Here is a 12,912-nt window from a genome sequence, read left to right on the forward strand (position 1 = left end):
TGAATAGTCCATCCGCTGACCAAATAAAATGATTACTCCAATTATCTTGTCTGGGAGCATCCCATTTTGGAAAAGAGAGAAAGTTTATTCGCGATTTTAACTCGCGAATAATGACTTGACTTAAATATTTTCTTGCTCAGAGTCAAAAGAAATATCTAGTAAGCTATTTTTTAGAGAATCAATTGTTTTTTGTAATTCAGACACCATCGTTCTTTTGGCTACAGCCATTACAGAAGTGACATGGGCTTCACTTCCCGCCTTGCCCAAATGCTTATATTTACTTAATTTGGGCTTTTCACTTGTGGTAGTGAAGGTGGGTGAGCTAGACTGTAGTTTGTAGTACCAGTAAATTAACTTTTAACCCCGTCAACAAATACAAGTCACTCTCAGCATTTTGATAAGATTCATTTGCACTTAAGAGGAGGCAACATTTTTCTAGCAGAGGGCTATGGCGTGTATAAGCTTCTATCCCTAAAGCATCGGCTGGCTTTTTGGTAATCTTTAGCTTACCCAGACAGCTTTTTAGGGTTCGGGTTTTTCCTGGTTTAGTTTGTGTCTTTTTGGTGATAAAAAAAAGGCGATTTGGGGGCTAACGTGTTCTAATATCTGGTTTCTGACTGTAACTTCTATGTCGGCTAAGGTTTCCAAGCTGTCTGTGTCAAAGCGTGTTGTACAGAATCTCACTGGCTCGTTTTAAACAAGCTTCCAGTTCCAGGCGTTCGGCTTGGTTCATGAGTAAACCTTGTGAATATCTACTTCTATATTATGTCACTTTGAGTTGTTCAAGTATACACAGGGATTTAATTCGCGATTAATAATCGCGAATTAAAAATTGACCTTTCCCGGCTATCTGCCAAAATGGGATGCTCCCAACGAAACCCGCCTTCGCGGGTTCCAAAACTCTTAATCTTAATTTATTGTTAGTCCGCACAGGCGGACTTGGTTTGTCTAGCCGCGAATTCCATTCGCCAAGGAATAGGATTGATGTAGAGCTAATTAGCCGATGCTATTGGATTAAAGCGCGATCGCACATTAATTTAGGTCAATATTCTGCTGCGATTGAACAGTTATAAATTACCCATCGTATCAGTCAACCGTTATCCTATCCTCGGCTTTATCTGGATATTTTAGCGGATTTACATCATCTCTATTGGCAGACAAAAGATTATCTAAAAGCCTTTAAAATTAAGCAGGAACGGCAAACCGTTGAAACCCAATTAGGATTAAGGGCGTTTATCGGTGCCAGTCGCATTCCATCGATTGTCGGGGCAAACCTCTCTCCAAACCTCTCTCCTTCAAGGAGAGAGGCTTTGAATACTCCACATTCTGTCCTCAATAGTCCCACTCATCTATTAAATACTCCCCCTTCCCTGGCAGGGAAGGGGGCTGGGGGGTTAGGTTTCATCGCCCCAGAAATTATCGCATCGGGGCGGGAAAAAGATGTGCGGGAATTGGTGGAACGGGTGACACGGAATGATCATAAAGTTATTGTCCTTCACGGTTTCTCTGGTGTGGGTAAAAGTTCCTTGGTGAATGCCGGATTAGTGCCAACCCTACGCCAAACAACCGCCAGTGGACAACGCATTCTTCCGATTTTGATCCAAGTTTATACCGATTGGCTACAGGAAATTGGGCAGCAATTAACCGCCACGCTAGAAACACACAATATTCCCATCACTCAACCCCTCGACTCTCAAGCCGCGATTCTAGAAGCCTTGCGCCAGAGTGAAACTCAGCAGGTGCGAATTGTGTTCATTTTTGACCAGTTTGAAGAATTCTTTTTTGTGGCGAATAGAAAAGCCTTAAGAAATGAATTATTTAGGTTTTTTGGCAACTGCTTAAATATTTTACCTGTTAAGATTATCTTTTCTATCCGTCGGGATTATTTGCATCATTTGGTAGATAGACCGGGGATGGAAGCAATTGGTAATGACCTTTTGGCGCTTCAGATGACAATACGGTGCGGTTGTGGCGGGTGGAGACATTAGACGACCTGCTGGTTCGGGGTTGCGACTGGTTGCGGGACTATCTCAGCACTCATCCCGATGTCAGCGATATTGATGAGTTTTGTGCAGGGGAATTAGAGAGGGGGTAGAGTGTTGAATTAGAGGGATTTTTTTACCAAATAACCCTCTGAGTGACGCGATCGCACTCGACCTATTGAGAATAAGAATAGAAGGATAGGCTTTATCAGTGTAGGTTGAGTCAACCCTGAACCCTGCACCGTAGGGCTAAAATTTTCATAGAAACTATTATTCTTCCCTTGAGCTATGATACCAGAATTAACCGTAGAAGCTGCCAAAATTGTATGCGGTGCAGTTATTGAAACCAGTGTGGGCAAAGCAACAGAAGAGGCAATTATTAAACTGCGAGATACTATAAAGCGCAAATTGTCAAGCAATCCCGAAGCCGATCGCGCGATCGCAGCCGCCCAAAAGGGTTCTCAACCGGACTTCGCAAAGGTAACACAGTATTTACAAGCGGCGATGAAACAAGATCCGGCTTTTGCCCAAGAGGTGGAACGTTTAGCTGGACAGGTTGTGAACATCAGTAGTATAGCCGATCAGCGGACTGTGAATAAAAAGAGCGATCGCAGCAGCCGCACGGTTCAGGTGAAAGCCGAGACAACAGGCGATATTATTAGCGATATTAAAGCCGACTCCATTGGGCGAATTGGCGGGAAGGATACCCACTACCACTGACTACTGGTAGAAAATCAGCGCAGCACCCCACCAAATTTAGATGAAATCCGCCCCAGTACCGATAATTGGCAAGGGCGAAAATTAGAACGCCAAACTATTCGGGATTGGATGGCGGATGGGAAGACTCGTTTAATTGGAATTACGGGTATCGGTGGGTTGGGTAAATCGACGCTGGCGGCTAAGATTTACGACGAGGATAGTCGCGAATTTGCCGATAAAGTTTGGGCAGATATTAGCCGGATTGGGTTTACCGAGTTAGCGCGGCGCGTCTTATTGAAATTTGGATTATCTCCGGAAACCATCCAGGCGATACCTGAACAATCCCTGGGAGATGCATTAGTGAATCATCTACGTCAGGGGCGGTATTTGCTGGTGATGGATAATCTAGAAACCCTACTGCAATCTGATAGTGAGGATAACAAGAATACGTCTATTCGCGATGAATCCTATCGGCAGTTTTTCTATAGCTGGCTGCAATGTGGCGGCAAAAGTGTGGTGTTGGTGACAACGAGAGAACGCCTGGATTTGCCACCGATTCGATGTCAATGGTTATCTTTACCAGGATTAGAACCTGTGGAAGGGGCGACGTTATTGCAGGCGTTGGGAATTCGGGGAACCGAGGAGGAATTCGTCAAGTTTTCCCAGAAAGTAGAGGGACATCCGTTATTATTAACGCTGGTGGCTGGGTTTTTATTAGAAGAGGAAGAAGTTGATCCACAGATTCGGTATTTGCATCGCTATGGGTTGGCGGATATATCCCATTTATTAACGGATGAAAATTTAAAAGGATTGCATCGGGGTATAGTTGATATCTGGATGCGGCGGGTATTAGATGAGAGTTTTGGGCGGATTAGTCAGAGAGTGCAGCAATTGGTATTGGGAGTATGTGTTTATCGAATTCCCTTCAATTCAGCCATGGCGTTGGCGCAGATTCGTAGTCTCTCTTTTGAAGGGGATTTGGAGGTATCTCAACCTCAAAATAAGCAGGAAAGATCCTCTCTAGATTCTTCCTTAGATTCTCCAGATTCTCTTAGCCCCCCTTTTGAAGGGGGGTTGGGGGGATCTAAAAGGGGCAACATCGAGACCAAAAGCATTGAGAAAGATTTTCGCCAGTTGGTGAGACGTTCTCTACTACAGGAAGAGAGAGATAAAGATGGGGGGCGATGGTTTAAGTTTCAGCCATTGATTCAGGAGTATGCGAAATGCCAAGCGGGAGATTTAACCCAGGCGCATCAACGGGCGATTGATTATTATCGTTTAAATACTCAACAACCTCCTTGGGAAAAAATAGAGGATATAACAGAATATCTGGAACTCTTCAATCACTGGTGTGAACTTCAACAGTATATTCCAGCTTTGAACATTCTGCGCTACTGCAATGAGTTTTTAGCATTGCGTGGGTATAGTCAGATTCAGGTTAAATTGTATAATCAATTAATTGGGGAGTGGAATCGAAGCAAGTTAGATTGGGTATTTGGTGGATTACTTAGAGATTTGGGAACTACTTATTATCATTTAGGAGAATACAAAAAATCTATCGTATACACGCAGCAGTCTTTAGCTATATTTGAGGGAATTGGTAATTGCACTGATATTGCTATTTCTCGGCTGAACTTGGGTAACGTTTATTATTTTATAGGAGATTATAAAAAATCAATAGAATACTCTCAGCAAGCTTTGGATTTATTGAAAAATAACGGTAATTATTTTCGAGATAACTTTCTTTTACAAAAGTACATTGCTATTTGTCTGAATAATTTAGGAAATGCTTACCGTTCACTAGCAGACTATAAACAAGCAATTGAATACCATAAAAAATCTTTGGATTTATTTGAAGAAATTGGCGATCACATTAACAGTAAAAAGCTCCTGATAAATTTAGGTAATGTTTATTTTTCAATGGCAGACTATAAACAGGTAATTGAATACGATAAAAAATCTTTAGCTATATTGAAAGAGATTGGTGATCAAAGTGGAATTGCTAGTTCTTTGGATAATTTAGGCTGTGTTTGCAGTTCTTTAGGAGAATATAAAAAAGCAATAGACTATCATAAACAGTCATTATTGATTCGTCAGGAAATAGGAAATCGCAGTGGAATTGCTAGTTCTTTATCCAATTTAGGCGCTGTTTACCATTTCCTAGGAGAATACCAACACTCAATTGAATACTATCAACAAGCTTTTGAAATCAAACATGAAATAGGCGATCGCTGTGGTATGGCAGAGACCTTCGTCGGCTTGGGTAATACTTATAGTTGCTTAGGAGAATACCAACGGTCGATTGAATATTATCAGAAAGCTATGGTGATTTGTGAAGAAATTGGTGATCGTAATAGTCTTGCTGTTACTCTAGATAATTTTGGGATTGTTTATCATTGCCTTGGGCAATATACAAAAGCAATAAAATATTTTCAGCAATCTTTAGCGATTCAACGAGAAATAGGTAATCGCAGAGGTATAGCTAATGCATTAGGAAATTTAGGTAATACTTATAATTTCCTAGGACAATATCAAGACTCTATTGAAGCTTCAATGGAGTCTATGGCGAATTATCCGCGCCTCCATCAAGCGCCAGCCTCAGCACCCATGAGAAACAATTGAACAGATAAACCACCTATCATATAATTTCCACCTACTTCTTCCAACCTTGACAAATTCCCCTCAATACTGCCAATTCCTCTGCGTACCTCTGCGTTTTCCTCTGCGTCCTCTGCGTTAAAAAAACATCATGTCGATACCGACACATCGGACAGTATAAGGCACTAAAGTGCCTACTACAAACTATTTTAACCTGTCATTGGAGACTGAAGGGAAGAATCTCGCCAGATGTATTCGTAACATCTGGCTTCAGGTCATTCTATTTGATTCAGGGGATAATTTCAAAACTTTCACAATGTCGAGGTCGAAATAATCTAAAGTCACGCTGATCCAATGTTAATATTTTTGTACTTCCAAAGCGTTCGGCTACAGCCATAACACTTGCATCCACAAAATCAATCCGACTATCTGCATACTCTGCCAATATTTCTGCTACCCTTTCTATGTCTTGATCGGTCAAGGCAACTAAACGAAATCGACTGGCAGATAGTCCTCGTAAAAAACTGACTACCGTTGTTATTCCCGCATTACGCCCAACTAAATAAGCCACTTCTGCCAATACGGTTTGTGGTAATAAAATTGCCGATGTTTTGCGTGAATAAATCGTCGTCACACTTCTATGCATCGTATCTAAGCGATTCAACAGGGCAACAACAAACCCCGTATCAGCTACGGCTGAGATTCTTTCCATGTCCACCCCGATTTTTCAGTAATCTCTTGTTGCAGTATTTCTTCTGAACGAATGGCAAGATCACTCGTACTAGCAAATAGTCCCACCAACGGATCAGAGTCAACATTGGTATTCTCGATTGATGAGGGCGTTTCCTGAGATAGGTTAATTTGTTGGCGAATCAACCTTGACAACGCTTCAATTAATTGCATTTTCTCATCAAGAGTGAGGCTGCCCGATAGATGGAGTACCTCGTTATAATTAGCCATAGGGTCTTTCCTTGAACAACATTCCTTTGAACACTTATTTTAGCCCAAATAGCCATGTATGATGGGCAAAGATTGTCAACCAGAAAATGCCGATAGTAGGGTGGGTTTCGACTTCGCTCAACCCACCAGCATACCAGTCAGTACCATGTGTTTGTCGTCAGCGATGGGATGGGAATCGGGCGCAAGACGAGACGCCCTGACAAGGTGGTAAATAAACGGGAGCTTGTAACATCTCGTTACAATGGACTTGGCGCGATCGCACTCGACCTGCTGAAAATAATAAGGATAGAGTTAAGGGTTCCTCTAACCCTATACCCTCTACAATGATGAACGTCTGTTTCAAGGAGTATCCGCCTAATGTTGCCATACGTCCTCGCGTTGGTTATCGGTCTTGGTAGCTTTGCCTATTACATGGCAGCATTCTTTTTTCCCGAAGTCCACCGCAAAAGCGACTTCCTCTGGAGTGGTGTCGGATTTTTCTACGCCCTCGTCTTGTGGGTGTGCGCCGGACGGATTACCGGGGCGGTACTCCTGAGTCAAATCGCCAGTGTATCCCTATTGGGCTGGTTAGGCTGGCAAACTCTGATGCTGCGGCGACAGTTGGCTTTACCTGAAGCCCAAACCGAAATTTCGCCCCAAGTTCAGGAAAAAATAGCCAGTTCTGGGATGTTCCAATTGGCAAAAAACCTAGTGGTTCAACCCGTCGCCCGGGTGTTCCGTAGAAAACCCGTTACACCAACCCCAGTCGTGACTGAACCGGAACTCGTGACGGAACCAGCGACGCCAGAGACGGAAATCGCCCCAGCCAAAACGGAAATGGGAGAACCCTTCCCTGGAACAGTTACAGAGATAACTGAGGAAGTGCAACCGCCATCGGAAGAAAGCGATGTCCCCGTCGCCTCTCCCACAGAGGTAAGAGAGGAAACCCCAGAGGAAACCCTAGAGGAACCCGTAATGGCGGATATCACTGAACCGGCTGAAGTCACGGAAACAGTAGAAACAACGCCAACTGAACGGGTAGAGGAACCCCCTGAGGAAACAACGCCGCCAGAACAGATAGGGGAATTTGCCCCAGACGAGTCTCCAACCCAGACACCCCTAGAAGAATGGACGTTAACCGAGACACCTGTAGCCGAGACACCCCTAGAAGAACAGACGTTAACCGAGACACCTACAGAAGAGAAACCCGCAGAAGCACAGACATTAACCGAGACACCTACAGAAGAGAAACCCGCAGAACCCGCCCAGAAACAACCCAAACAACGCCAAGGAATTAGTGGCTTCTTCAATAATCTCTTGGGCAAAGGTAAGGCAAAACCCGCTAAAACCAAGGAACCTGAGACAGTATCAGAGGATATTTCCACTTCACCCGAACCAGAAATCTCTGAATCCAGTCAGCCAGACACCCCACTCAAGGAGTCCCCAACTCCGAGTCAGGGTACAGAAGAAACAGCCGAATCTGAGGAAGCCCAACCCCCAGAAACCTCAGAGGAAACCTCAAGCGTTGACAGTACCTTAGGGGAACAACCACAGCCACCTAAACCAGAACTCCCGCAGAACCAGGAAGCCCAACCCCCAGAAACCCCAGAGAAACCAACAGCCGAGGGGACTCAACCCTCCGACTCCAAACAACTCATACGTCCGAATCCGCCGGAACCCGAACGGATAGACGCGGCGAACCAATCGGCTGAACCTGAATCCTCAGAATCCCAAGAAATCCCCGTCGAAGAAATTGCGCCAGAATCGCAACTATCGCCCCCCGCTGAACAGATAGGTGAGGGTGACCCCAAATCCCGCCCATCTTCTGGCGAATCATCCCCAGGTTCAGAAAATCCTCCCCAGTCAAGTTGAAACCATGGCGAATTCTCACTAATGTAGGGATAAATCAAGAAGGGATAGTCGGGAATAATCCCAACTCCCCCATAAGTACAACCACTAACCAACAGATTGAACTGTGACAGACGCTAAATCCAACAAAGGCACCGAAAATCAGCCCCAAAATCAACAACTCCCTCAGAACGAGGAAGCACAACCCACGCACCCGCATCCGCCTGAACCCGAACTGGTAGAAACGGCGAAACAATCGGCGGAAACTAAATCCCCAAAGGAAATCCCCGTCGAAGAAATTGCCCCAGAATCGCAACTATCGCCCCTGGCTGAACCCATAGGTGAGGGTGACCCAAAATCCCGCACCTCTCCTGGCGAAGTATCCCCAGGTTCAGAAAATCCTCCCCAGTAAAGTTGAAAGGATGGCAAATTCTCACCCATAATGTAGGGATAGATCAAGCTGCTTATTGTAAAAAGGGATCATGGGGACTCATCCCAACTCCCCTAGACGTACAACCACTAACCAACAGGTCGAACTGTGACAGAAGCTAAATCCTACAAAGACACCGTAAATCTGCCCCAAACTGAATTTAGTATGCGGGCAAACGCGGTCAAACGGGAACCGGAACTCCAACAATTTTGGCAAGACCAACAAATTTATCAGCGACTGTCACAGACGAATCCCGGTGATAGTTTCATCCTGCATGATGGTCCCCCCTACGCGAATGGGGCGCTGCATATGGGACACGCCCTAAATAAAATTCTTAAAGATATCATCAATAAATATAAGCTGCTGCAAGGGTATAAAGTTCGCTACATTCCTGGCTGGGATTGCCACGGCTTGCCGATTGAACTGAAAGTCCTGCAAGCCATGGACGCCGAAGAACGCCAAGCCCTAACCCCGATAAAACTGCGGCGCAAAGCCCGAAACTTTGCCTTGAAAACGGTTGACCAGCAACGTCAAGGCTTTAAACGGTATGGTGTATGGGGAGACTGGGATCACCCTTACCTGACCTTAACCCCCGAATACGAAGCCGCTCAAATAGGCGTATTCGGTCAGATGGTGCTAAAAGGGTATATCTATCGGGGAATGAAGCCCGTTCATTGGAGTCCCAGTTCCCAAACCGCCTTGGCAGAAGCGGAGTTAGAATATCCAGAAGGACATACCTCCCGCAGTCTTTATGCGGCGTTTCCCCTGACCAAAGCCACAGAATCTGTGGAAGCTAGGCTAAAACCCTATTTAGTGGATTTGGGTGTCGCCATCTGGACAACCACCCCCTGGACAATTCCCGGTAACTTAGCCGTGGCGGTGAATCCCGAACTCACCTACGCGGTTGTAGAAGTGTCAGGGAAATCAGCCAGTCAGGAGGCGGAAAAATCCTCTAAGTCGAATAAAACAAAGGCAAAAGGATTTGCGCCAACGCCAGACGAGGAATCCGCAGACGCAGAAGCATCAGCCGACTCAGACACGGAAGCCGAAGGGTTTAAATACTTAATCGTGGCGGCGGAATTAGTCGAACGCCTTTCTCAAACCTTGGATAAAGATCTAACCGTCAAAACTACCCTGAAAGGAGAAGAATTAGACCAGTGTACCTATCGCCATCCCCTCTTTGACCGGGAAAGTCCGATTGTGATTGGTGGCGATTATATTACCACCGAATCAGGTACGGGATTAGTTCATACTGCACCCGGTCATGGTCAAGAGGATTATATCGTCGGTCAGCGCTACAATTTACCGATTATCTCTCCTGTAGATGGAAATGGAGATTTTACCACCGAAGCTGGACCCTTTGCTGGGTTAAATGTGCTGCGGAATGCGAATCCGGCGGTGATTGACGCCCTGAAAGAGGCGGGTTCGTTCCTTAAAGAAGAAAACTACGTCCATAAATATCCCTACGATTGGCGCACTAAAGAACCAACTATCTTCCGGGCGACGGAACAATGGTTTGCGTCGGTGGATGGTTTCCGGGAAGAAGTGATGAAAGCAATTCAATCCGTTGATTGGATTCCTTCCCAAGGTGAAAACCGGATTACCGCTATGGTGTCGGAACGTTCCGATTGGTGTATCTCCCGCCAACGGAGTTGGGGTGTACCGATTCCGGTGTTTTATGATCAGGAGACGAATGAACCTCTACTGACAGAAGAAACCATCGCCCACGTACAAGGGATTATTGCCGAAAAAGGGTCCGATGCGTGGTGGGAATTGTCGGTGACGGACTTATTACCCGAATCCTACCGAAATAATGGTCGCACCTACCGCAAAGGCACCGATACGATGGATGTCTGGTTTGATTCCGGTTCGTCTTGGGCGGGAGTTGTGCAAGAACGTGAGGAATTATCCTACCCTGTCGATATGTACCTGGAAGGGTCAGATCAACATCGGGGTTGGTTCCAATCCAGTATCCTCACCAGTGTGGCAACAAATGGTTGTGCGCCCTATAAATCAGTATTAACCCACGGCTTTGTTCTGGATGAACAAGGGCGTAAAATGAGCAAATCTGTGGGCAATGTGGTAGACCCCGCGACGATTATTGAAGGGGGGAAGAATCATAAACAGGAACCGCCTTATGGGGCGGATATGCTGCGGCTATGGGTGTCGTCTGTGGACTACTCAGTCGATGTCCCTATTGGTCAAGGAATACTCAAACAGCTTTCCGATATTTATCGCAAGATTCGCAATACGGCGCGATTTTTATTGGGGAATCTGCATGATTTTGACCCTGCTAAAAATGCGGTGGCGTATGAACAGTTACCGGAATTAGACCGTTATATGCTGCACCGGATAACGGAGGTGTTTGGTGAGGTGACTGAGGCGTTTGAAAGTTATCAGTTTTTCCGTTTCTTCCAAACGGTGCAGAATTTCTGTGTGGTGGATTTGTCTAACTTTTATTTAGATATTGCGAAAGATCGTCTGTATATCAGTCATCCAGATTCGGTACGACGGCGCAGTTGTCAGACGGTATTAGCGATCGCACTGGAAAATTTAGCTCGATCCATTGCGCCTGTATTATGCCATACAGCAGAAGATATCTGGCAATATCTGCCTTATCCGACTCCCTATAAATCAGTGTTTGAGTCAGGATGGGTGCAGTTAGATGAAACCTGGAAAAAGCCAGAATTGGTGGAGAAATGGACAAGGTTACGGAATATCCGCACTGAGGTGAATAAGGTTTTAGAGCAAGCCAGGACAGAGAAGATGATAGGCTCTTCTTTAGAAGCGAAAGTGTTGCTCTATGTCCCTGATGCTCAATTACGCCAACAGTTGCGGAAATTAAACCCCAGTGGGATTCCGCGCCTGTGGTTGCAAACCCCGAAACCGGAACTGATGATGATGGAACAGGAACCCGAAGCAGCATTAGCTTCAGAAATGCTGTCCTCACAGACAGAAGCACAAGAGTGGAACTTTAACCAAATTCTGTCTAATGTATTGGTGACGCTACGCCAGGTTTTCAGTGAAAATCAGCGCGTATGGTTAACGGTGGGGGTAGTGGTGGCGATACCGATTACCTTAAAAGTAACCGCAACGGTATTAGATTCGATCGCACGTTTACCCTTATTGGCTGATATGTTGCAACTGGTGGGGATTGGCTACAGTGCATGGTTTGTCAATCGCTATTTACTCCGCGCCCCCAATCGGCAAGAATTAGCCCAGAAAGCGCGATCGCTAAAAACTGAGGTATTGGGTGAAGGTTCTCCCCAACCGGAACCTGCGACGACTGAACCCGCCGTCGAACCCCCAGCGCCAGTACAACCCCAACCCCAACCCCAACCCAGAATTCTAGGGGAACGGTTTATGGTTCTCAGTAACGGGGTGGATGAGTTGCGCTATCTGTTTTTAGCCTCCCAAGTTGAGGTATTAGAGTCCCCGGATGCGATTGAAAATGCTGACTATCACAGTCAGTCAGAACACGTCTGGGTGGGGGTTGTCAAAGCTGAAGGCGAAAAGTGCGATCGCTGCTGGAATTATTCACCTTTTGTGGGTAAAATTATCGAGCATCCCACGATTTGTGAACGGTGTCGGGCGGCTTTAGCGGGCCAATGGTAAACTGTCATTTGTCATTCGTCATTTGTCATTCGTCATTCGTTCAATCAAGGAATTCTCGCCTTCACAATTGGCTTTGCCGTATTTATAGCTGTCGCCAGTAGTGTTAGGACAGTATTGATTTGTAGAGACGTTCCGGCGGAACGTCTTCAGGAATTGTGTTGATCCTAACAGATTTGTCTACTGCTATATGGTGATAAGCTGTTCGGCATTTAAATCTTAATGTCAATAATAGCGAAAGGATGGTAGTGCGTTTAGCGAAGCCATGCCGCAGGCTTTGCATCTTGGTCGCTACTAATACCCAATTTAAATGCATGACAGCTTAAGGAAAAGGTACTGAATGTTCAGTCACCTACAAACGTTCCGCTACCCAGTGATAGTTTAGCGTTAAAAGTACCCTGAATCTCGGTTGCCATTTTCGGTACGCACAGATAGAGTTTTCCTGGCAGGTAATCTCCCTGTCGCTGACCAATCTGCAAAAATACTCGGTAATCTAGGTCGTCAAGTGTACTGTAATCCCACAACGTATAATGATCGACATCCGAATCCTCTTGCAGGTTCTTTACATACTCCGTTGCATCAACACGATAATCCCAGATACTTTCGCGTTCTGTGCCGTATCTTCCTCCGTAAGCATAGGTTGTTCCTTCCGCCTTGGACGTGTAATACTCTATCGGTTCTACAGGAGACGAAGCACCAATGAGTATGTCAAAGATAAATAACACTGTGATTGCCTGGGGATCAAGATTTCCATGCTGTATCCGTAGTTTAGGAAACGAAATATCTGACTTGTCTAAGGAAAAC

The 12,912-nt window shown here is 45.5% G+C and carries 11 protein-coding genes and 1 pseudogene; 7 read left to right on the forward strand and 5 right to left on the reverse strand.

From position 1 onward, the window contains the following. Positions 1-352: 352 nt before the first annotated feature. Positions 353-733 (reverse strand): annotated as a pseudogene (locus ACLFWI_RS16110) (ISKra4 family transposase); the annotation flags it as partial. Between the two features lie 130 nt (positions 734-863). Here ACLFWI_RS16110 and ACLFWI_RS16115 point away from each other — a divergent pair. From ACLFWI_RS16115 to ACLFWI_RS16130, 4 genes are all read left to right on the forward strand, one after another. Beyond that, positions 864-1,073, forward strand: coding sequence for a hypothetical protein (locus tag ACLFWI_RS16115; protein ID WP_446413759.1), 210 nt, complete (start codon positions 864-866; stop codon positions 1,071-1,073). Positions 1,074-1,310: 237 nt separating this feature from the next. Further along, positions 1,311-1,988 (forward strand): nSTAND1 domain-containing NTPase, encoded by a 678-nt coding sequence (locus ACLFWI_RS16120; RefSeq protein ID WP_446413760.1) that lies wholly within the window; start codon positions 1,311-1,313, stop codon positions 1,986-1,988. A 282-nt stretch (positions 1,989-2,270) separates the two neighbouring features. After that, complete coding sequence (locus tag ACLFWI_RS16125) at positions 2,271-2,702, forward strand: hypothetical protein (protein ID WP_446413761.1); 432 nt, start codon at positions 2,271-2,273, stop codon at positions 2,700-2,702. Positions 2,703-2,810: 108 nt separating this feature from the next. Next, positions 2,811-5,303 (forward strand): tetratricopeptide repeat protein, encoded by a 2,493-nt coding sequence (locus tag ACLFWI_RS16130; RefSeq protein WP_446413762.1) that lies wholly within the window; start codon positions 2,811-2,813, stop codon positions 5,301-5,303. A gap of 265 nt (positions 5,304-5,568) precedes the next feature. Here ACLFWI_RS16130 and ACLFWI_RS16135 read toward each other — a convergent pair whose 3' ends face one another. The 3 genes from ACLFWI_RS16135 to ACLFWI_RS16145 form a co-directional block, all read right to left on the reverse strand. Next, entirely contained in the window at positions 5,569-5,991 is a 423-nt protein-coding gene (locus tag ACLFWI_RS16135; protein ID WP_446407919.1) for a type II toxin-antitoxin system VapC family toxin, read from the reverse strand. Beyond that, a complete protein-coding gene (locus ACLFWI_RS16140) occupies positions 5,970-6,239 on the reverse strand; it encodes a hypothetical protein (RefSeq protein ID WP_446407918.1) in 270 nt (89 codons plus the stop codon). The genes ACLFWI_RS16135 and ACLFWI_RS16140 overlap by 22 nt, the downstream gene beginning before the upstream one ends. Positions 6,240-6,396: 157 nt before the next feature. Beyond that, positions 6,397-6,606, reverse strand: coding sequence for a hypothetical protein (locus tag ACLFWI_RS16145; RefSeq protein ID WP_446413763.1), 210 nt, complete (start codon positions 6,604-6,606; stop codon positions 6,397-6,399). On the opposite strand from ACLFWI_RS16145, the gene ACLFWI_RS16150 reads away from it, so the two are divergent. The 3 genes from ACLFWI_RS16150 (at position 6,597) to ileS (ending at position 12,111) form a co-directional block, all read left to right on the forward strand. Next, positions 6,597-8,090: a Ycf66 family protein gene (locus ACLFWI_RS16150; protein WP_446413764.1), complete on the forward strand. Its 1,494-nt coding sequence runs from the start codon at positions 6,597-6,599 to the stop codon at positions 8,088-8,090. The genes ACLFWI_RS16145 and ACLFWI_RS16150 overlap by 10 nt on opposite strands. A gap of 103 nt (positions 8,091-8,193) precedes the next feature. After that, positions 8,194-8,478 carry a hypothetical protein gene (locus ACLFWI_RS16155; protein ID WP_446407915.1) on the forward strand — a complete coding sequence of 95 codons (285 nt, stop codon included), beginning with the start codon at positions 8,194-8,196 and terminating at the stop codon, positions 8,476-8,478. A 126-nt stretch (positions 8,479-8,604) separates the two neighbouring features. After that, positions 8,605-12,111 (forward strand): isoleucine--tRNA ligase, encoded by a 3,507-nt coding sequence (ileS, locus tag ACLFWI_RS16160; protein WP_446413765.1) that lies wholly within the window; start codon positions 8,605-8,607, stop codon positions 12,109-12,111. A gap of 341 nt (positions 12,112-12,452) precedes the next feature. Here the strand turns inward: ileS and ACLFWI_RS16165 are convergent. Further along, a partial coding sequence (locus tag ACLFWI_RS16165; protein WP_446413766.1) for a hypothetical protein occupies positions 12,453-12,912 on the reverse strand: 460 nt, incomplete at its 5' end.

It is taken from the genome of Coleofasciculus sp. (genome assembly GCF_046539235.1).
Classification (GTDB): Bacteria; Cyanobacteriota; Cyanobacteriia; order Cyanobacteriales; family Coleofasciculaceae; genus Coleofasciculus.

Excerpts from the sequence above, each read along its gene's own strand:
- ACLFWI_RS16115 (WP_446413759.1), top strand. The coding sequence starts at position 864 with ATGCTCCCAACGAAACCCGCCTTCGCGGGTTCCAAAACTCTTAATCTT.
- ACLFWI_RS16125 (WP_446413761.1), top strand. The coding sequence starts at position 2,271 with ATGATACCAGAATTAACCGTAGAAGCTGCCAAAATTGTATGCGGTGCA.
- ACLFWI_RS16130 (WP_446413762.1), top strand. The coding sequence starts at position 2,811 with ATGGCGGATGGGAAGACTCGTTTAATTGGAATTACGGGTATCGGTGGG.
- ACLFWI_RS16135 (WP_446407919.1), bottom strand. The coding sequence starts at position 5,991 with ATGGAAAGAATCTCAGCCGTAGCTGATACGGGGTTTGTTGTTGCCCTG.
- ACLFWI_RS16140 (WP_446407918.1), bottom strand. The coding sequence starts at position 6,239 with ATGGCTAATTATAACGAGGTACTCCATCTATCGGGCAGCCTCACTCTT.
- ACLFWI_RS16150 (WP_446413764.1), top strand. The coding sequence starts at position 6,597 with ATGTTGCCATACGTCCTCGCGTTGGTTATCGGTCTTGGTAGCTTTGCC.
- ACLFWI_RS16145 (WP_446413763.1), bottom strand. The coding sequence starts at position 6,606 with ATGGCAACATTAGGCGGATACTCCTTGAAACAGACGTTCATCATTGTA.